Origin of the sequence: Snodgrassella sp. W8132, assembly GCF_016100865.1 — a bacterium.
GTDB classification, from domain to species: domain Bacteria; phylum Pseudomonadota; class Gammaproteobacteria; order Burkholderiales; family Neisseriaceae; genus Snodgrassella; species Snodgrassella alvi.
Map to the genome: position 1 here is coordinate 45,662 of NZ_JACFRQ010000003.1, position 21,886 is coordinate 67,547.

The 21,886-nt window shown below is 43.4% G+C and carries 15 protein-coding genes and 1 pseudogene; 12 read left to right on the plus strand and 4 right to left on the minus strand.

The annotated features are described in order from the left end of the window. Positions 1–122 precede the first annotated feature (122 nt). The 7 genes from rpoB to rpsJ all read left to right on the plus strand — a co-directional run bounded on the left by rpoB (position 123) and on the right by rpsJ (position 13,401). Positions 123–4,304, plus strand: coding sequence for a DNA-directed RNA polymerase subunit beta (rpoB, locus tag H3U82_RS09555; protein WP_198210349.1), 4,182 nt, complete (start codon positions 123–125; stop codon positions 4,302–4,304). A gap of 60 nt (positions 4,305–4,364) precedes the next feature. Further along, positions 4,365–8,540: a DNA-directed RNA polymerase subunit beta' gene (rpoC, locus tag H3U82_RS09560; RefSeq protein ID WP_096766339.1), complete on the plus strand. Its 4,176-nt coding sequence runs from the start codon at positions 4,365–4,367 to the stop codon at positions 8,538–8,540. Between the two features lie 202 nt (positions 8,541–8,742). Further along, positions 8,743–9,114 (plus strand): 30S ribosomal protein S12, encoded by a 372-nt coding sequence (rpsL, locus tag H3U82_RS09565; protein ID WP_025329900.1) that lies wholly within the window; start codon positions 8,743–8,745, stop codon positions 9,112–9,114. 92 nt (positions 9,115–9,206) lie between these two features. Next, entirely contained in the window at positions 9,207–9,677 is a 471-nt protein-coding gene (gene rpsG / locus H3U82_RS09570; RefSeq protein WP_025329901.1) for a 30S ribosomal protein S7, read from the plus strand. A gap of 18 nt (positions 9,678–9,695) precedes the next feature. After that, positions 9,696–11,798, plus strand: a complete 2,103-nt coding sequence (gene fusA / locus H3U82_RS09575) for an elongation factor G (protein ID WP_100125045.1) — start codon at positions 9,696–9,698, stop codon at positions 11,796–11,798. A gap of 83 nt (positions 11,799–11,881) precedes the next feature. Next, on the plus strand, positions 11,882–13,072 hold the full coding sequence (gene tuf, locus H3U82_RS09580; RefSeq protein ID WP_025329891.1) for an elongation factor Tu: 1,191 nt from the start codon (positions 11,882–11,884) through the stop codon (positions 13,070–13,072). 17 nt (positions 13,073–13,089) lie between these two features. After that, positions 13,090–13,401, plus strand: a complete 312-nt coding sequence (rpsJ, locus tag H3U82_RS09585; RefSeq protein ID WP_025329903.1) for a 30S ribosomal protein S10 — start codon at positions 13,090–13,092, stop codon at positions 13,399–13,401. A gap of 303 nt (positions 13,402–13,704) precedes the next feature. Here rpsJ and H3U82_RS09590 read toward each other — a convergent pair whose 3' ends face one another. The 3 genes from H3U82_RS09590 to H3U82_RS09600 form a co-directional block, all read right to left on the minus strand. Next, positions 13,705–14,892, minus strand: a complete 1,188-nt coding sequence (locus H3U82_RS09590) for a PLP-dependent aminotransferase family protein (RefSeq protein WP_037392515.1) — start codon at positions 14,890–14,892, stop codon at positions 13,705–13,707. A 259-nt stretch (positions 14,893–15,151) separates the two neighbouring features. Continuing rightward, entirely contained in the window at positions 15,152–16,378 is a 1,227-nt protein-coding gene (gene lysA, locus H3U82_RS09595) for a diaminopimelate decarboxylase (RefSeq protein ID WP_037392513.1), read from the minus strand. Next, entirely contained in the window at positions 16,371–16,541 is a 171-nt protein-coding gene (locus tag H3U82_RS09600) for a lipoprotein (RefSeq protein ID WP_078474526.1), read from the minus strand. Before H3U82_RS09600 ends, lysA begins: the two co-directional genes overlap by 8 nt. A 132-nt stretch (positions 16,542–16,673) precedes the next feature. Between H3U82_RS09600 and cyaY the strand changes: the two genes are divergently transcribed. Both cyaY and H3U82_RS09610 read left to right on the plus strand, forming a co-directional pair. Further along, positions 16,674–16,997 carry an iron donor protein CyaY gene (gene cyaY / locus H3U82_RS09605; RefSeq protein ID WP_084586041.1) on the plus strand — a complete coding sequence of 108 codons (324 nt, stop codon included), beginning with the start codon at positions 16,674–16,676 and terminating at the stop codon, positions 16,995–16,997. A 22-nt stretch (positions 16,998–17,019) separates the two neighbouring features. Beyond that, positions 17,020–17,919: a LysR family transcriptional regulator gene (locus H3U82_RS09610; RefSeq protein ID WP_078474528.1), complete on the plus strand. Its 900-nt coding sequence runs from the start codon at positions 17,020–17,022 to the stop codon at positions 17,917–17,919. A 157-nt stretch (positions 17,920–18,076) separates the two neighbouring features. Here H3U82_RS09610 and H3U82_RS10905 read toward each other — a convergent pair. Further along, positions 18,077–19,492 (minus strand): annotated as a pseudogene (locus tag H3U82_RS10905) (aspartate aminotransferase family protein). Between the two features lie 197 nt (positions 19,493–19,689). On the opposite strand from H3U82_RS10905, the gene thiL reads away from it, so the two are divergent. The 3 genes from thiL to H3U82_RS09635 all read left to right on the plus strand — a co-directional run bounded on the left by thiL (position 19,690) and on the right by H3U82_RS09635 (position 21,870). Beyond that, complete coding sequence (thiL, locus tag H3U82_RS09625) at positions 19,690–20,652, plus strand: thiamine-phosphate kinase (RefSeq protein WP_198210354.1); 963 nt, start codon at positions 19,690–19,692, stop codon at positions 20,650–20,652. Continuing rightward, positions 20,636–21,187, plus strand: a complete 552-nt coding sequence (locus H3U82_RS09630; RefSeq protein ID WP_370524692.1) for a phosphatidylglycerophosphatase A — start codon at positions 20,636–20,638, stop codon at positions 21,185–21,187. The genes thiL and H3U82_RS09630 overlap by 17 nt, the downstream gene beginning before the upstream one ends. 131 nt (positions 21,188–21,318) lie before the next feature. Then, entirely contained in the window at positions 21,319–21,870 is a 552-nt protein-coding gene (locus H3U82_RS09635) for a ZapG family protein (RefSeq protein WP_198210356.1), read from the plus strand. Positions 21,871–21,886: the final 16 nt, after the last annotated feature.

Here is a 21,886-nt window from a genome sequence, read left to right on the forward strand (position 1 = left end):
TGATATTTTATAAATATTTACAAAAAAACCTTTAATTTACCTAATTTTACTCTTTTGATATCAACAGTTATCTGAGTATTTATAAAACCTTACTTGCCAAACCTCCCTACTGGAGACTGTACATGTCCTACTCTTTTACTGAAAAAAAACGTATCCGTAAAAGCTTTGCCAAACGTGCGAATGTATTAGAAGTGCCGTTTTTATTGGCTACGCAGTTGGATTCTTATACACAGTTTTTACAGATGGAAACACCCTACGACCAGCGTGCAGATGTTGGTCTTCAGGCTGCTTTTCAGTCTATTTTTCCGATTATCAGTCATAACGGTTATGCCCGCCTTGAGTTCACCCATTATGTATTAGGTGAACCAGTGTTTGACATTCCGGAATGTCAGCTGCGTGGTATCACTTATGCAGCCCCGTTGCGGGCGCGTATCCGGCTGGTGATTTTGGACAAAGAGTCATCCAAACCTAATGTGGTTAAAGAAGTTCGTGAAAATGAAGTATATATGGGTGAAATTCCGTTGATGACACCCAGTGGTTCATTCATTATTAACGGTACAGAACGCGTCATTGTTTCACAGTTGCACCGTTCTCCGGGTGTATTCTTTGAACATGACAGAGGTAAATCACATTCATCTGGTAAATTATTATTTTCAGCACGGATTATTCCTTATCGCGGATCCTGGCTTGACTTTGAATTTGACCCGAAAGATTTGCTGTATTTCCGTATCGACCGTCGTCGTAAAATGCCAGTAACTATTTTACTGAAAGCACTTGGGTTTACACCGGAACAGATTTTGGACATGTTCTATGACCGTGAAAGTTATCACCTGTCTAAAGATGGTGTGCATACTGATCTGATTCCGGCACGTCTGAGAGGTGAAACTGCCAAGTTTGATCTGGTAGATAAAGACGGCAAAGTACTGGTACAAAAAGGCAAACGTATTAATGCCAAGAATATCCGTGACATTATTGCTGCAGATATTAAATGGCTGGAAGTTGAACCGGAAAGTCTGATTGGCAAGGTACTGGCTGCTGATGTAGTTGTTCCGGATACCGGTGAAATACTGGCTAAATCCAATGATGAAATCACGGAAGAGTTGCTGGCACAGTTTGATATACAGGGAATCAAAGAAATTTCAACGCTGTATATCAATGATCTGGATCAGGGTGGTTATGTTTCTAATACTTTGCGTACTGATGAAACTGAAGGTCAGCAGGCTGCACGTATTGCTATTTATCGCATGATGCGCCCGGGTGAGCCGCCAACCGAAGACGCTGTTGAAGCATTGTTTAATCGCCTGTTCTTTAGTGAAGACAGCTATGACTTGTCACGTGTCGGCCGGATGAAATTCAACACCCGTACCTATCAGCAAAAATTGCTGGAAGCACAGCAAGATTCATGGTATGGCCGTCTGATGACGCAAACTTTTGCCAATGCTGATAAAGAAGGCAATCATGTACTGACTATTCCAGATATTGTATCCGTAATTGCTACACTGGTTGAATTGCGCAACGGACATGGTGAAGTAGATGATATTGACCATTTGGGTAACCGTCGCGTACGTTCTGTGGGTGAGTTGGCTGAGAATCAGTTCCGTAGTGGTCTGTCACGTGTAGAACGTGCCGTTAAAGAACGCCTGAATCAGGCCGAATCAGAAAATCTGATGCCTCATGACCTGATTAATGCCAAACCAGTTTCTGCTGCAATCAAAGAGTTTTTCGGATCCAGTCAGTTGTCTCAGTTTATGGATCAGACTAATCCATTGTCTGAAGTCACCCATAAACGCCGTGTATCTGCATTGGGACCTGGTGGTCTGACCCGTGAGCGTGCCGGTTTTGAAGTGCGTGACGTACATCCGACTCATTACGGTCGTGTATGTCCGATTGAAACACCTGAAGGTCCGAATATTGGTTTGATTAATTCGCTGGCAGTTTATGCCCGTACTAATAAATACGGCTTTCTGGAAACCCCTTATCGTCGAGTTGTCGACGGTAAAGTAACCAATGACATTGATTATTTGTCTGCTATTGAAGAAGGTCGTTTTGTTATTGCCCAGGCGAATGCCGATCTGGATAAAGACGGCCGGATTATCGGTGATTTGGTAACTTGCCGTGAAAAAGGTGAAACCATAATGGCAACACCGGATCGCGTACAGTATATGGACGTGGCTACCGGTCAGGTGGTTTCAGTAGCGGCTTCACTGATTCCGTTCCTTGAGCATGACGACGCCAACCGTGCTTTGATGGGTGCCAACATGCAACGTCAGGCAGTACCTTGCCTGCGTGCTGAAAAACCATTGGTTGGTACCGGTATTGAACGCTCTGTGGCTATTGACAGTGCTACAGCTATTGCGGCCAGTCGCGGCGGTGTTGTGGAATATGTGGATGCAAACCGTGTCGTAGTACGTGTTAATGATGACGAGGCTACTGCTGGTGAAGTGGGTGTGGATATTTACAATCTGGTGAAATTCACCCGTTCTAACCAGTCAACCAATATTAATCAGCGTCCTGCCGTACAGAAGGGTGATGTTATCCAGCGCGGTGATGTTATTGCGGATGGTGCTTCTACTGATTTAGGTGAGCTGGCATTGGGTCAGAATATGACTATCGCCTTCATGCCATGGAATGGTTATAACTATGAAGACTCAATTCTGATTTCAGAACGTGTCGTTGCCGGTGATCGTTATACTTCAATTCATATTGAAGAATTGAATGTGGTATCCCGTGATACCAAGCTGGGCGCCGAGGAAATTACCCGTGATATTCCGAATTTGTCTGAGCGTATGCAAAATCGTCTGGATGAATCCGGTATCGTTTACATTGGTGCTGAAGTAGAGGCCGGTGATGTACTGGTAGGCAAGGTGACACCTAAAGGTGAAACTCAGCTTACACCGGAAGAAAAACTGTTGCGTGCTATTTTTGGTGAAAAAGCCAGTGATGTAAAAGATACTTCACTGCGTATGCCTACTGGCATGAGTGGTACTGTTATTGATGTTCAGGTATTTACCCGTGAAGGTATTGAACGCGATAAACGTGCTAAGGCGATTATCGATGCAGAACTGAAACGCTATCGTCAGAATCTGACTGATCAGTTGCGTATTTTCAATGATGATGCTTTTGACCGTACTGAACGCCTGATACTGGGACAAAAAGTCAATGGCGGACCATTGAAACTGGCTAAAGGTGCAGAAGTTACTAAAGAATATCTGGCTTCATTGCCGAGCCGTCATGACTGGTTTGATATTCGTCTGAGTGATGAAAGTATTGCTAAGCAGGTGGAACTGATTAAGGAAAGTTTGCAGGCCAAGCATGAAGAATCAGATGCTCTGTATGAAATCAAGAAGAAAAAACTGACACAAGGTGATGAATTACAGCCGGGTGTACAGAAAATGGTTAAGGTGTTTATTGCCATTAAACGTCGCCTGAAAGCCGGTGACAAAATGGCCGGCCGTCATGGTAATAAAGGTGTGGTATCCCGCATTCTGCCGGTTGAAGACATGCCTTACATGGCTGACGGACGCGCTGTGGATATCGTACTGAATCCGCTCGGTGTACCAAGCCGTATGAATATTGGTCAGATTCTGGAAGTACATCTGGGCTGGGCTGCCAAAGGTATTGGTGAGCGTATTGACCGTATGCTGACAGAAAAACGTGCTGCTGATGATATTCGTGCTTTCCTTGAAAAAGTGTACAACAGCAGTGGTAAGAAAGAGGATTTATCGCAATTTAATGACGATGAAATCATCAATCTGGCTCAGCATTTGCGTAAAGGTATGACTGTAGCTACACCAGTATTTGATGGTGCGGAAGAATCCGAAATCAAAAATATGCTGGCACTGGCTTATCCAGAAGATGATCCAGAAATTCAGAAACTGGGCTTTAATGATACCCGTACGCAGATGACACTGTATGATGGTCATACTGGAGAAGCCTTTGACCGTAAGGTGACTGTGGGTGTAATGCATTATCTGAAACTGCATCATCTGGTTGATGAAAAAATGCATGCTCGTTCTACTGGTCCGTACAGTCTGGTCACTCAGCAGCCGCTGGGTGGTAAAGCTCAGTTCGGTGGCCAGCGTTTTGGTGAGATGGAGGTTTGGGCACTGGAAGCTTATGGTGCTGCTTATACTCTGCAGGAAATGTTGACTGTGAAATCAGATGACGTCACCGGTCGTACCAAAATGTATGAAAACATTGTTAAAGGCGAGTACAAGATTGATGCCGGCATGCCGGAATCATTCAATGTGTTACTGAAAGAGATTCGCTCTTTAGGCCTGGATATGGATTTGGAACGTTACTAACCGACACCGGTCGTATACAGTGTGTGAGGCATACTGTATACGGCATCGTCAGGAGCAAATATGAAAGCTTTATCAGACTTATTTAATCCGCTGCAAAATGCCAGTGCCGAAGAAGAATTTGACGCAATTAAAATCGGCATTGCTTCGCCGGATACCATTCGTTCTTGGTCGTACGGTGAAGTGAAAAAACCGGAAACGATTAATTACCGTACTTTTAAACCGGAACGTGACGGCTTGTTTTGTGCCAAGATTTTTGGCCCGATTAAAGATTATGAATGTTTGTGTGGTAAATACAAACGTCTGAAATTTCGCGGGGTAACCTGTGAAAAATGTGGTGTGGAAGTAACCTTGTCCAAAGTACGCCGCGAGCGCATGGGACATATCGAACTGGCTGCACCGGTTGCGCATATCTGGTTTTTGAAATCTTTGCCATCCCGTCTGGGTATGGTATTAGATATGACTTTGCGTGACATTGAACGTATTCTGTATTTTGAAGCTTATGTGGTAACTGATCCGGGGCTGACTTCATTACAGCCGCGTCAGCTGCTCAGTGAAGAAGAATACATTACCAAATATGAAGAGTCTGGCGGCGATTTTGAAGCCAAGATGGGTGCTGAAGGCATTCGCGATTTACTGCGAGCTATGGATATTGCCCATGAGGTTACTGTATTGCGTCAGGAACTGGATTCAACCAGTTCAGATACAAAAATTAAGAAAATTGCTAAACGACTGAAAGTTCTGGAAGCATTTCAGCGTTCCGGTATGAAACTGGAATGGATGATTATGGATGTGCTGCCAGTACTACCACCGGATTTGCGTCCGCTGGTACCGCTGGATGGCGGCCGTTTTGCTACTTCTGATTTGAATGACCTGTATCGTCGCGTCATTAATCGTAACAACCGTTTGAAACGCCTGCTTGAACTGCGTGCACCGGATATCATCGTACGCAATGAAAAACGTATGTTACAGGAAGCGGTAGATTCATTACTGGATAATGGCCGTCGTGGTAAAGCCATGACTGGCGCTAATAAGCGTCCGCTAAAATCCCTGGCAGATATGATTAAAGGTAAGGGCGGTCGTTTCCGTCAGAATCTGCTGGGTAAACGTGTCGATTACTCCGGTCGTTCTGTGATTACCGTTGGTCCGTACCTGCGTCTGCATCAGTGCGGTTTGCCGAAGAAAATGGCTTTGGAACTGTTCAAACCATTTATTTTCCATAAACTTGAACAGTTAGATCCGACCGTAACTACCATCAAAAAAGCCAAAAAGATGGTAGAACAGGAAGAGCCGATTGTATGGGATATTCTTGAAGATGTTATTCGTGAACATCCGATTCTGCTCAACCGTGCACCAACCTTGCACCGTTTGGGTATTCAGGCATTTGAGCCGATTCTGATTGAAGGTAAGGCAATTCAGCTGCATCCGCTGGTATGTACTGCATTTAACGCCGACTTTGACGGTGACCAGATGGCTGTGCACGTACCACTGAGTCTGGAAGCACAGATGGAAGCGCGTACCCTGATGCTGGCTTCGAATAATGTATTGTCACCAGCAAATGGTGAACCCATTATCGTACCGTCACAGGATATCGTATTGGGTCTGTATTATATGACCCGCGACAAAATTAATGGTAAGGGTGAAGGCAGCCTGTTTGCTGATGTAAAAGAAGTACACCGTGCCTACCAGACTCGTCAGGTAGAGCTGGGTACTAAAATTACTGTACGTTTGCGTGAATGGGTGAAAAATGGTCAGGACGAATTTGTACCGGTAGTTAATCGTTATGAAACTACAGTCGGTCGTGCTCTGCTGTCAGAAATTCTGCCAAAAGGTTTGTCTTTCGATCATATTAATAAAACGCTGAAGAAAAAAGAAATTTCTAAGCTGATTAATGCTTCATTCCGTCGCTGCGGATTGCGTGATACTGTCATTTTTGCTGACCACCTGATGTATACCGGTTATGCATTCTCAACTCGTGCCGGTATTTCAATCTGCGTTGACGATATGCTGGTGCCTGAAAGTAAACCACAGTTACTGGCTGAAGCTAATGCTGAAGTTAAAGAAATTGAAGACCAGTACCGTCAGGGTCTGGTAACCAATGGCGAACGTTACAATAAAGTAGTCGATATCTGGGGTCGTACCGGTGACAAGATTGCCAAAGCGATGATGGATAATCTGTCTACTCAGAAAGTAGTTGACCGCGAAGGTAATCTGGTTGATCAGGAGTCATTTAACTCAATTTACATGATGGCTGACTCCGGTGCCCGTGGTTCTGCCGCTCAGATTAAGCAGTTGTCAGGTATGCGTGGTTTGATGGCGAAACCGGATGGTTCCATTATTGAAACACCGATTACTTCTAACTTCCGCGAAGGTCTGACAGTATTACAGTACTTTATTTCTACTCACGGTGCCCGTAAAGGTCTGGCTGATACGGCATTGAAAACTGCTAACTCCGGTTATCTGACTCGTCGTCTTGTTGATGTGACACAAGACTTGGTGGTAGTAGAAGATGATTGTGGTACCAACGACGGTTTTGTGATGAAAGCAGTGGTACAGGGTGGTGATATCATTGAATCATTACGTGATCGCGTACTGGGACGTGTTACTGCTGAAGATGTAGTTGACCCGACCAGTGGTGAAACTTTAGTTGAAGCAGGTACGCTGCTGAACGAAGGTCTGGTTGATCTGATTGATAACTCTGGTGTCGATGAAGTTAAAGTACGTACTCCGATTACCTGTAAAACACGCCATGGATTGTGTGCCAAATGTTATGGCCGAGATCTGGCGCGCGGTAAACTGGTCAATGCCGGTGAATCTGTTGGTGTGATTGCTGCTCAGTCTATTGGTGAGCCGGGTACTCAGTTAACTATGCGTACCTTCCACATTGGTGGTGCTGCTTCACGAGCTGCAGCTGCTAGTCAGGTAGAGGCTAAATCTGGTGGTACGGTTCGTTTCTCCAGCCAGATGCGTTATGTGGCTAATAACAAAGGTGAACTGGTCGTTATTGGTCGTTCATCCGAAATTGTGATTCATGACGATATTGGTCGTGAGCGTGAACGCCATAAAGTACCTTACGGTGCATTATTGCAGGTAAAAGATGGTGGTGTGGTGAAAGCCGGTCAGACACTGGCTACATGGGATCCGCATACCCGTCCGATGATTACCGAGTTTGCTGGTCGTGTCCGCTTTGAAAATATCGAAGAAGGCGTTACTGTAGCTAAACAGACCGATGATGTTACCGGTTTGTCTACACTGGTAGTTATTGATGGTAAACGTCGTTCCTCTACTCAGTCTAAACTGTTGCGTCCGACAGTAAAACTGCTGGATGACAAAGGCGAAGAAATTCGCATGGCAGGAAGTGAAACCGCTGTTTCCATGGCCTTCCCGGTTGGTGCGGTGATTACTGTACGAGAAGGACAGGAAGTGGGTAAAGGTGATGTACTGGCCCGTATTCCTCAGGCTTCATCCAAAACCCGCGATATTACCGGTGGTCTGCCGCGTGTAGCTGAATTGTTCGAAGCACGTACTCCGAAAGATGTGGGTATGCTGGCTGAAGTAACTGGTACTGTTTCTTTCGGTAAGGAAACCAAGGGTAAACAGCGTCTGATTATTACTGATGCAGACGGTGCTGCTTATGAAACCCTGATTTCCAAAGAAAAACAGGTGCTGGTACATGATGGTCAGGTGGTTAATCGCGGTGAAGTGATTGTAGATGGTGCAGTCGATCCGCATGATATTCTGCGTTTGCAGGGTATTGAGGCGCTGGCTCGTTATATCGTGCAGGAAGTACAGGAAGTGTATCGTCTGCAAGGTGTGAAGATTTCCGATAAACATATCGAAGTGATCATTCGCCAGATGCTGCGCCGGGTAAATATTGCCGATGCCGGTGACAGTCACTTCATTACTGGTGAGCAGGTTGAACGCGGTGATGTAATGATTGCCAACGAGAAGTTGCTGGCGGAAGGTAAAGAACCGGTACGCTTTGACAATGTATTGCTGGGTATTACTAAAGCATCATTGTCTACCGATTCGTTTATTTCTGCTGCATCCTTCCAGGAAACTACCCGTGTGCTGACTGAAGCGGCTATTATGGGTAAACGTGACGATTTGCGCGGCCTGAAAGAAAACGTAATTGTTGGTCGTCTGATTCCGGCCGGTACCGGACTGACTTACCATCGCAGTCGCCGCCAGAAATGGCAGGAGCAATTGGCTGCTGAGGCTGCAGAGAAAAGCGAATAAGCTTTAATATTTGTTGTAAATAAAACCGCTGAAAGCCATTCAGCGGTTTTATTTTGCACATGGTTTTATATAGTTGTTTTTTCAACAGATATAAAGCGTTTAAAGTTTGATTATCTTGACCATAATAAAGCAGGAATGTTAGAATACCCGTTTTGCCGGCATGGTGCCGGCATATATTGACTCAACAGGATAAAGAGAAAATATGCCTACTATCAACCAATTGGTACGTAAAGGACGTCAGGCTCCGGTTTACGTCAACAAAGTACCTGCTTTAGAGGCTTGTCCTCAAAAACGTGGCGTATGCACCCGTGTATACACCACTACTCCGAAAAAACCTAACTCAGCGCTGCGTAAAGTATGCAAAGTGCGTTTGACCAACGGTTATGAAGTGATTTCATATATCGGTGGTGAAGGCCACAACTTGCAGGAACACAGCGTAGTACTGATTCGCGGCGGTCGTGTAAAAGACTTGCCGGGTGTGCGTTACCATACTGTACGCGGTTCTCTGGACACTGCAGGTGTTAAAGACCGTAAGCAGTCCCGTTCTAAATACGGTGCTAAACGTCCTAAATAATCGGACGCATCGGCAGATTATCTGTCGAGTAAGTGAATATTTACATAAATATTCGCGGGCTATGCCCAGCTGAATAGTTTAAGGAAATTGAAATGCCAAGACGTAGAGAAGTCCCAAAACGTGACATATTGCCTGATCCGAAATTCGGCAGTATCGAATTATCCAAATTCATGAATGTGCTGATGATTGACGGTAAAAAATCTGTAGCAGAACGCATTGTATACGGCGCTCTGGAACAGATTGAAAAGAAAACCGGCAAAGAAGCCATTGAAGTGTTTAACGAAGCCATTGCCAATGCCAAACCGGTGGTAGAAGTAAAAAGCCGTCGTGTTGGTGGTGCTAACTATCAAGTTCCTGTTGAGGTTCGTCCTGCCCGTCGTCTGGCTCTGGCCATGCGCTGGGTACGCGATGCGGCTCGTAAACGCGGTGAAAAATCCATGGATTTGCGTCTGGCTGGTGAATTAATTGATGCGGCCGAAGGTCGCGGCGGTGCATTGAAAAAACGTGAGGAAGTACATCGCATGGCTGAAGCCAACAAAGCCTTCTCTCACTTCCGCTTCTAATGCAGAAAGGCAATTATCGTGGCTCGTAAAACCCCTATTGAGCAATACCGTAATATCGGTATTTCTGCACATATTGATGCTGGTAAAACCACCACTTCAGAACGTATTCTGTTTTACACCGGCATGACTCACAAACTGGGTGAAGTACATGACGGTGCAGCCACCACCGACTGGATGGAACAAGAACAGGAACGTGGTATTACCATTACCTCTGCTGCTGTTACCACCTTCTGGAAGGGTATGGCAGGTCAGTTTAAAGAACACCGTTTAAATATTATTGATACCCCGGGACACGTAGACTTTACTGTTGAAGTAGAGCGTTCTATGCGTGTACTGGATGGTGCGGTAATGGTTTACTGTGCTGTGGGTGGTGTACAGCCTCAGTCTGAAACTGTATGGCGTCAGGCCAATAAATACAAAGTGCCTCGTCTGGCTTTTGTAAATAAAATGGACCGTCAGGGTGCCAACTTCTTCCGCGTGGTTGAACAGATGCAGACCCGTCTGCGTGCCAATCCGGTACCGGTTGTCATTCCGGTAGGAGCTGAAGACGGTTTCGAAGGCGTGGTAGATTTGCTGAAGATGCAGGCTATCGTATGGGATGATGCAACTCAGGGTTTGAAATTTGAGTATGCTGATATTCCTGCTGAACTGAAAGACGTTGCCGAAGAATGGCGCGAAAAAATGGTTGAAGCTGCAGCAGAAGCCAACGAAGAACTGATGGAAAAATACCTTGGTGGTGAAGAGCTGAGCGAGGATGAAATCGTTGCTGCCCTGCGTGCACGTACACTGGCCGGTGAAATTCAGCCAGTACTGTGCGGTTCAGCATTCAAGAACAAAGGTGTACAGCGTCTGCTGGATGCTGTGGTTGAGTATCTGCCCAGCCCGACAGACATTCCGCCAGTAGCCGGTGAAAAACCGGATGGTGAAAAAGACAGCCGTAAAGCTAGCGACGATGAGAAATTCTCTGCGTTGGCATTTAAACTGATGAACGATAAATACGTTGGTCAGCTGACTTTTATCCGCGTATATTCTGGCGTGGTGAAATCTGGCGATACTGTAGTGAACTCTGTTAAAGGCACTAAAGAACGTATTGGTCGTCTGGTACAGATGAAAGCCAATGATCGTGATGAAATCGAAGAAGTACGTGCCGGTGACATTGCAGCTGTAATTGGTCTGAAAGATGTAACTACTGGTGAAACGCTGTGTGATACTGACGCTCCGATTATTCTGGAACGTATGGAATTCCCGGAACCGGTTATCCACGTTGCAGTTGAACCAAAAACTAAAGCTGACCAGGAAAAAATGGGTCTGGCTCTGAATCGTCTGGCTAAAGAAGACCCGTCTTTCCGTGTGAAAACAGATGAAGAATCTGGTCAGACTATTATTTCCGGTATGGGTGAATTGCATCTGGAAATTATTGTAGACCGTATGAAACGTGAATTTGGTGTAGAAGCCAATGTGGGTGCACCACAGGTAGCTTATCGTGAAACCATCCGTAAATCAGTGGAATCCGAAGCCAAATACGTTAAACAGTCTGGTGGTAAAGGTCAGTATGGTCATGTAGTGATCACTATGGAACCTCTGGAACCGGGTGGTGTAAACTACGAATTCATCGACGAAATTAAAGGTGGTGTGATTCCACGTGAATTTATTCCGTCTGTGGATAAAGGTATTCGTGATACCATGACTAATGGTATTCTGGCCGGTTATCCGGTTGTGGATATCCGTGTGCGCCTGACTTTCGGTTCATACCATGATGTGGACTCTTCGCAAATCGCGTTTGAATTAGCCGGTTCTATGGCATTCAAAGACGGTATGCGCAAAGCTTCTCCGGCATTGCTGGAACCTATCATGGCGGTTGAAGTGGAAACACCGGAAGACTACATGGGTGATGTAATGGGCGACCTGAATCGTCGTCGTGGCATCGTGCTGGGTATGGATGATGATGGTATCGGCGGCAAGAAAGTTCGTGCCGAAGTACCACTGGCAGAAATGTTCGGTTACTCAACCGACCTGCGCTCTGCTACTCAGGGGCGTGCTACTTACTCCATGGAGTTCAAGAAATACGCTGAAGCACCAAATAATGTAGCCGAGCAGGTAATTGCTGCACGTAAAGGCTAACTTATTTACCGATAACCTGAAAGTACCTGTACTTTCAGGTTATCATCGTTCTTTAATGATCTTTATTCAAGGAAACTTAGCTCATGGCTAAAGAAAAATTCGAGCGGAGCAAACCGCACGTAAACGTTGGCACCATTGGTCACGTTGACCATGGTAAAACCACTTTGACTGCTGCAATGTGTACCATTCTGTCCCAGAAATTCGGTGGTGCAGCCAAAGCTTATGATCAGATTGACAATGCCCCGGAAGAAAAAGCCCGTGGTATTACCATTAATACATCACACGTAGAATACGAAACCGCAGAACGTCACTATGCACACGTTGACTGTCCGGGACACGCTGACTACGTGAAAAACATGATTACCGGTGCTGCCCAGATGGACGGCGCGATTCTGGTGGTTTCTGCAGCTGACGGTCCAATGCCACAAACCCGTGAGCACATCCTGTTAGCTCGTCAGGTAGGTGTACCTTACATTATCGTATACATGAACAAATGTGACATGGTAGACGACGAAGAATTGTTGGAACTGGTAGAAATGGAAATTCGTGACCTGTTGTCAAGCTACGAATTCCCGGGTGATGATGTTCCTTTGATTAAAGGTTCAGCTCTGAAAGCACTGGAAGGTGACCAGTCAGACATCGGTGAAGCTTCAATTATGGCTTTGGCAGATGCATTGGACAGCTACATTCCTACACCGGAACGTGCAGTAGACAAACCATTCCTGTTGCCGATTGAAGACGTATTCTCAATTTCAGGTCGTGGTACCGTGGTTACTGGTCGTGTAGAACGCGGTGTAATCAATGTAGGTGACGAAATTGAAATCGTTGGTTTGAAAGATACCCAGAAAACCACATGTACTGGCGTTGAAATGTTCCGCAAATTGCTGGATCAGGGTCAGGCAGGTGATAACGTAGGTGTATTGCTGCGTGGTACCAAACGTGAAGAAGTAGAGCGTGGTCAGGTACTGGCAAAACCGGGCAGTATCACCCCGCACACCAAATTCAAAGCAGAAGTATACGTACTGAGCAAAGAAGAAGGTGGTCGTCATACACCGTTCTTTGCGAACTACCGTCCGCAGTTCTATTTCCGTACAACAGACGTAACTGGCGCAGTAAGCCTGGCGGAAGGTGTGGAAATGGTAATGCCGGGAGAGAATGTAACGATAGACGTAGAACTGATTCATCCGATTGCGATGGAAGAAGGCTTACGCTTTGCGATTCGTGAAGGTGGCCGAACAGTTGGTGCCGGTGTGGTTGCTAAAGTTATCGCTTAATCAGGAAGAATATAGATATGAAAAACCAGAAAATCCGTATTCGTCTGAAAGCTTATGACTACGCTCTAATTGATCGTTCTGCACAGGAAATCGTAGACACTGCCAAACGTACTGGCGCTGTGGTAAAAGGTCCGATTCCTCTGCCAACCAAAATCGAACGTTTTAATCTGCTGCGTTCTCCTCACGTGAATAAAACTTCACGTGAACAGTTGGAAATCCGTACTCATCTGCGTCTGATGGACATTATCGATTGGACTGATAAAACCACTGATGCATTGATGAAACTGGACTTGCCAGCTGGTGTTGATGTTGAAATTAAAGTTCAATAATTAATTGAATTACTAAAACGGACTGGATATTATCCAGTCCGTTTTTTATTTATTCTTAATTCGGCTAATTGAATAGGCTAGAATAACCAATCCAGAATTTTAGGCAAAATCTGTGCTGTGACAGGTGAGATGGATATTTTGCGGTTAATGATTTTTCCATTAATGCGGAATTTATTAGCCAGCTTGAATTGGTGTGAAGAGTATTTAGTTAAGTTTAAGCCCTAAAAAAACAATACTATACTGGGTATGGGCCGTGATGGAAAAAACAGATTAATGCAGTTTGCTAATATTTCACAGCAATTGTTACTGTTGAATGTGATGTTTAATTATATCTGCCATTTTTTTTATCCCTGTATCGATTTTTTCTTCTGAAACAGTTACAAAAGCCAGCCTTAAACAATTATTTTTTTCACCGTGTACATAGAAAGTTTCACCGGGAGCAAAAACTATTTTTTGAGCAATGGTTTCTTTGAGTAATTCAGTAGCATTAATATATTCAGGTAATTCAACCCAGATAAACATACCTCCTTCAGGTTGATTCCAGCTAACTTCTTTAGGCATATACTGTGCTAATGATTGCAACATATACTGGCAGCGGGCATTATAGAGCTGGCGGATTTTCGGAATATGATGATTGAGAAAATTATTTTTACTAAGAACCTGATAAGCAATGTACTGAGTCAGGCTAGGGGTATGTAAATCCGAAGCCTGTTTTAGCGGAAGCAGTTTACTGATGAATTGCTTATTCGCAACCAAATATCCTAAGCGGAGTCCCGGCGCTAAAATTTTGGAAAAAGAACCTAAATAAACAGTGTTTTCTGGTGCCAGCGTATATAAAGCAGGCAAACGCTGACCCTGATAATCCAAATCGCCATAAGGGTCATCTTCAATCAGCAATAAATTATTCTGTTTTGCTTTTGCGGCTAAAGTCTCTCGCCGGTGTAATGGTAACCGACGTCCGGTAGGGTTTTGAAAGTTTGGAATGCTATATAGAAATTTTGCAGAGCTTGCCAGTTCATTATCAATAGTTTCAGGAATTAAGCCTTCATTATCACTGGCAATAGCTATATATTCGGGATTGTATTGATTAAAGGATTGTAATGCCCCAAGATAAGTCGGAGTTTCTACCAGTACTTTATCGTTAGTATCAATTAGTGCTTTCCCGATTAAATCCAATGCCTGCTGTGAACCAGTTACTATCAGAACTTCATCACTACTGACAGATACATGATCACGTTCAGATAAATAATTAGCTATCCATTGCCGTAAAGGTGTATAGCCTTCACTTGGTCCATATTGTAGTGCACCATAAATATCCTGGTTTTCCAGTAAGGCATTAGCTGCATCTTTGATTTCTGATAATGGAAATGTATCTGGTGCCGGTAAGCCGCCAGCAAATGAAATAACATCTGCTTGTTCGGTGACTTTAAGGATTTCTCTGATGGTTGAGCTTTTTAAATTTTGCGCACGTCGGGAAAATTTCCAGGGCATAAATCTGACCTTTTTAGATGATATTTGCTTAATTGTTAAAATATATTTATCTTATTTGATTTTAAAATTATTTTTTAATTATGGTTTGGATAATGCAACGAATTTTTTATTGTACTTATAAAGCGTAATATCAGCCGGAGAATATTCAATATCTGAAAAGCTTTTCGATGAGTAACATAAAATTAGTATAGCGTCTGTGCAAAAATACTGACAGATAACGCTATACTTGTACTTCATTATTACAATAAGTATGGATTATTCATAAGCATGCTGTTTCGGTAGCTAACAGACTGTCAATTGTTTCTCGCTCTCGAATCAGATGATGTTCTGTACCATTAACCAATACCTCAGCGGCACGACAGCGAGTGTTATAGTTACTTGCCATACTGGAAGCATATGCCCCAGCACTTTGTATTAACAGTAAATCACCTGCTTTAGCCGCAATGGTTCGGTCTTTAGCCAGAAAATCTCCGGTTTCGCAAATTGGTCCTACGACATCAGCAACAAATTTATCTGCTGTTGTCGGACTGGCGTTAATAATATTGTGATAGGCCTGATATAGTGAAGGCCGCATCAGATCATTCATGGCCGCATCTACAATCACAAAGTTCTTTTCTTCACCTTGTTTAATGTATTCAACTGTAGTGAGCAAACTGCCGGTATTACCAATCAGACTGCGCCCGGGTTCCAGTATTAAAGGTAGGTTACGCCCGGATAACAATTTGCTGACTGCTGCTGCATAAGCATTCAGATCAGGCACATTTTCGTTTTGATAAACAATACCTATGCCACCACCCAAATCAATATGCTCTATCCGGATTCCCAGTTCGTCTAGTTTGTCTACTAGTACTAACAATCGTTGCAATGCTTCGATTAAAGGTGATAAATCCGTTAGTTGTGAGCCGATATGGCAGTCAATTCCTGTAATTTTTAAGTGCGGTAACGTAGCAGCAAGCTGATATGCTGCTAATGCATCCTGACTGGCAATTCCGAATTTATTGGCTTTTAACCCAGTAGAAATATACGGATGAGTATGAGCATCAACATCAGGATTAATACGCAATGATACCGGAGCAATTTTATTCAGACGCTGGGCAATACTATTAATACGTTCCAGCTCAGCCAGTGATTCAACATTAAAACAGCGAATATTGTTTTTCAGGGCAAATTCAATTTCAGCACTGCTTTTGCCCACGCCGGAAAAGATGACCTTGTCGGCAGCTCCGCCAGCCAGTAATACCCGCTCTAATTCTCCGCCTGAAACGATATCAAAACCGCAGCCCAGACTGGCAAAATAGCGCAGAATAGATAAATTTCCATTGGCTTTGACTGCGTAACATATTAAAGGTTTTAAATCGGCAAAAGCCTGCTGATAAAGATTAAAAGCATCTGTCATTGCTTTCTGGCTATAAACATATAATGGTGTACCATACTGTGCAGCCAGTACAGAGTAGGGTACTTGTTCACATTTCAGGGAATTAGTCATGTTTAGGTAAATTTTTCTGATCAATCGGATCAATAGTCAGTCCGGTTTGTACAGGTCCGTATTTAGCTTTATCTCCCTCTTTTGGCAAATAAAGATCACCCTTATAACCACAGGCCGCTAAACAACTGGTTGCAATTACAGTTAAAAAGAAGAAACGAAACATTAATCTGACCTATTGTAGTTAAGCTGGCAGTGAACAGCTGTACTGCCAGAACGGATAAAACTAGGATTTAAACATATTATATGGCAAGATAACAGTGTGAATGTAATAAAATGCAGGGGTATGGTAAGTAAGATGACCGAAAGTGAATTTTTGCAATATAGTGATGATTTGTTTGGCTATATTGAGGAAAAAATAGATGAGGGCGGTTGGGATCTCGATTGTGAAGCTGGCGGAAATGTACTCACAATTGAAGCAGAAAGAGGTGAGCAGATTATTGTAAACCGGCATGCTGCCACTCAGGAATTATGGATAGCGGCAAAAAGTGGCGGTTATCATTTTGCCTGCAAGAACGGTCAATGGCTTTCAGCACGGGATGGCAGTGAATTTTTTGCGGTCTTAAATCAGGTGCTGTCTGCCGCCTGTGATGATGACGTATCTATTCCGGTTCTGAGCTGATTTCTGATATGGGGAAATAGTGATGTTGCATACCTTGATTAAACATGATTTGAAGGCTTTACAGGCATTTGTGGCCATTGTTGAATGTCAGGGTGTGACTGCTGCACAAAAACGGCTGAATATGTCACAATCGGCAATCAGTATGCATTTGGCGCATTTGGAAGAAAGTCTGGGCGTGATATTATGCCGGCGCGGTCGTTCCGGTTTCGGGCTGACTAAAGCCGGACATCAATTATATGAAGCTTGTACATTACTTTTACAGGCAACCTCTGAGTTTCATCGGGAAGTACAGAATATTAAATGGCATCGTTCTGTGCTTTCCGGTAAGTTGCGAATTGGCTTAGTTGAGTATTTACCACCTGATTTTCAGCGTATTTTTAATCAGGTCATTGCCAGTGCCTATCAGCATTATCCGGAGCTGCGTCTGACTATTGATATTTGTGCGCCACATGATATCGAAACCGCTATTGCCAATAATCAGATGGATTTTGGTATCGGCTATTACTATAGCCTGCTGAAAAATTTGCAATATCAGATAGTTTTCGAGCAGCGTGAGCATGTTTATTGTCATGCAGAACATCCGGCTGCAAAAGTTAAGGATTTAACGTTAAATCAGCTTGCTGAAGAATATCACTGGGTAAAACGTACCTATGCTGATTTTCCGGCTAATGCCGGCTTTTCTGCCGGAGTAACTACGGCTACTGCAGATAAAGAGCGGGCAACATTATTGTTTATTCTCGCAGGCAGCCATCTTGGTTTTTTGTCACAAGATATGGCTGAGCCTTACGTTCGTACAGGTGAACTGGTGCCATTACTGGCACAGCAGGCGACTAATATAGTAAATCATTTTGCTGTTACCCGTCCTACGCCTGATCCACGGGTAAACTGGTTTCTGGGAGAGTTAAGCGGTCTGTTGCCTTAAGGCAGTTAAGAACGGAGTACTCCTTTAAATTAGATAGCTAGCCAAAAAAATTACAAGGCAATAAATAATAAGTGAATTTTTATTCAAAGTAAGTATTTAAATAAAAATAGAAAACCGATAAACGGGTAAACCAATAATATGTATAACTTCTTATAGATTATTTAATATTGATCATGTTTTCAATTAATGAACATACTAATTTAATATCTTCAATAGTAGTTCGCCAGTTTACAAATGCTGCACGAATGCCTTTTTCATGATTAAAAGTGGTTGGTGTCATAAATACAAGGCCGGTTTTATTTAATTTTTGCAGAAATTCAGCGGTATCGCAGGCGGCAGTAACTTTAAAGCAGACAATATTTAAACGTACTTCAGCCAATAATTCAAAATAGCTGCTTTTACGTATATAGTTACCAAATTCTTGAGCCAGCTCAATAGAATTATCCACAATATACCGATACCCTTCTCTGCCATAGGCCAACAGGCTGAACAATACTGGTAATGCTTTTAGTCTTCTTGAATTTTCCGGCAAGATATTCATAAAGTTAAAATTTTCCAGTTGATTTTCCAGATATGGAGCACTGCTGTTTTTAAACTGGTTAAACTGTAAGCTGAAATGCTCTTTTCGTATAAAAAAGCAGGCGTTTTCATAAGGTACGTTTAACCATTTATGGCAATCTATGGCAATGCTGTCAGCCATTTCCCAACCATTAAGTAAATGCGGATAGTGTGAAGAGCAGGCGGCAAATGCTCCAAAGGCGGCATCAATATGTATCCAACAGTTATAGCTATGTTTCAACTACATAATTTCCGCAATAGCATCAAAATCAGCTGTATTGGCTGTACCGGCATTTAAAACCAGAATAAATGGCTGATGTTTGAAACGATCTTCAATAAACGGTTTTAATTCGGCTACGTTAATGGCTTCACGCTGATTTGAAAGAGTAGGAATGGTAATTAAGTTATTTCTGCCTAAACCAAGCATAGCCAATGATTTTAATACTGATGAATGAGGGGTAGCCGATATAACTGGCAGTGATAGATTTATTAAACCATCAGCAGCAATATCCTGTTTAAACTGAGTGCCATACCATTGTCTGGCCACAGCCAGCGCAGAAAAATTTGCCATGGTCGTGCCGGTGACAAATCCGCCGGTAAATTCTCTTGGCAGATTGAATAAATCCAGTAATAAATCAGTTGTCTGAGTTTCAATACGTGCAGATACATCCTCCTCGCCGCTGATAGCCTGAGTATTCTGATCGTAAATAGTGGCCAGAATATCGCCTATTATTGCAGCCGGTGTACTGCCTCCGGTTACATACCCCCAATATCTGGGACCGCCTGAAGCAACAATAAACTCTTTAAACTGAGTATTAAATTGATTTAAGGCCGCTAATCCGCCATAACCTTGTTCGGGTAGATTTAGTTGCGGTAAACTATTTTGCTGTTGCTGAGTTAATTGGCAACATGTTGGCATACTGTCGAGGTTGTTTAGAAAGTCGATAGATTGATGAAAAGTATTTTCTAATAGTTCATTGATGGCAGTTAAATCGTTTTTTAATGTTTTATCCATATATATTTATTGTATGGATTTATCTAGAATTGATTGTATAACTTTTTAATTATTGGAGAAATTTCTTTTAAATTTAAGCAATGATATCTTTAGATAAGGCAATAAACTCTGCCTGGTTATGGTAATAGACTTTCTGGAAAGATTCAGGCAGACATCTTAAAATCTGAATCTGATTTGTATTCTAAAGTCTGTCTATCGTGAATGAATTTGATTTTATTCGTCAATATTTATATCGTCAGCAGCAGGATGAGCAACTTATTCTGGGTATTGGGGATGATGCCGCTATTATAAGACCTCGTAATGGCTATGATCTGCATTTCAGTACTGATATGCTGATAGGCGGAACACATTTTTTTCCGGATGTTGCCCCGGGGGATCTGGCGCATAAAATACTGGCTGTTAATTTGTCGGATATGGCCGCTATGGGAGCCAGTCCACGCTGGGCATTGCTTAGTGTGGCGCTGCCTGAGCTAAATAAAGAATGGTTAACAGCGTTTTGTGATGCTTTGTTTGCTCTTGCTGCGCGTTTTGGGGTAACACTGATTGGTGGTGATACCACTAAAGGTAACTGGATATTTAATGTTAATATTATTGGTGAAGCACCTAGAGGACAGGCTTTGCGACGTGATGCCGCAAAAATCGGTGATGATATCTGGGTATCCGGTCAGTTGGGGCTGGCTGCCGCTGCATTGGATATGCACTGGGGAAAAGTAAAATTACCCGCAGATGTATATAAGACGTGTGAACAGAAACGTCTGCGTCCGGAACCACGGGTTGCACTAGGAAGACAGCTGCTCTCCCTTGCGCATGCTGCGCAGGATATTTCTGATGGTCTGGCTCAGGATCTCGGACATATTCTGGCTGCGAGTAAGGTGGGTGCACAGTTGAATGTCGATGCTATTCCCGGCTTACAGACTTTACGGCAGATATCTGATGATGAGCAGCAATTAAGGCAATGGATGCTGGCCGGAGGTGATGATTATGAACTGGTATTTACTGCACCTCCTGTACAACGTGAAGCAATTTTAACCGCAGCTCAGACGACTGTTACACCGGTAACACGAATTGGTGCTATTACTGCATCAGGACTATTGCAGTTAAAAGATAATGCGGGCAATATTATCAGCTTATCTAAACAAGGATTTGACCATTTTGGCTGAACAAGATTTGACTACTGCACCGGTAACACCTACCTGGCGCTGGTTGTGCCGGCATCCGGTATGCTGGCTGGGTTTTGGTTTTGGTACGGGATTAGCGCCGAAAGCACCCGGAACATTCGGGACGCTACCAGCCATTCCATTGGCCGCATTATGGCTTATGCTGGGATTACCCCTGTGGCTGAATATCATTTTTGCTTTGTCGCTGTTTCTGGTTGGTATATTTATTTGTGATTATACTGAACAAGCATTGCGCCGGCAGGATTATGGAGGCATCGTCTGGGATGAAATTGCTGCTATGATGCTGATTTTATTTTGTATCCCGGCAGGCTGGATATGGTGGCTGGCTGCTTTTGTTATTTTCCGTTTTTTCGATGCTGTAAAACCATGGCCTATTCGCTGGTTTGACGCCCGGGTACACGGCGGTTTCGGTATTATGCTGGATGATTTGATTGCGGCAATTTTTAGTTTACTGGTGTTATTACTGGCGGGATACTGTATATCATCTTATGATTCAAACTTGAATATATTCAGATAAAATTGCATAAAACAGTTAAATCTTTAATCAATAATAATCCGGAATGCGTTATGCTATGCTAACCATAATGATAAAGTAATCTGCATGGGGCTGATGTCAGATATGATATTCAACAGGAAAAGGAAAACAGCATGAGTGGTCAGGTTTGGTTGTATGTATTAATTGCTGCAATAATCGGTTTGGTGCTTGGTATGGGACTGATGTGGCTGTTATTGCGGCGCAGTAATCAGAATCAGCAATATCAGTCAGTTAAAGCCAGCTTTGACAGTTATCGTCAGCAGGTAGACCAGCATTTTATTCATACGGCCAGTGCTGTAGATGAGTTAAACCGCTGCTATGAAAAAGTATTGCAACAACTCAATATTGATGCAAAGCAATTGATGGAAAAAAATACTTTGCAGGAACTGCTACAGAAACGTGCTGATAAAAGTGTCACTTTGGCATTTATGACCAGTTCAGAAAATAAAAATCCGCAAACAGATGCGGATTCGACCTTGCCTTATACTGATGTGATGCAAGCGGCCGTCATCCCAATTAACGGCATGCCGGATCAGGTACCTGATCGTATCGGTCCTAACGTGATACATAGCCACGAGCAGCTGACACGTCCTAAAAGCAAAAATACTACACGTGACGGTGGGCCAACAGAAAAATCAGTTGATCTACAACAGAGTAAATCCTGATTAGGGTTTAATGCAT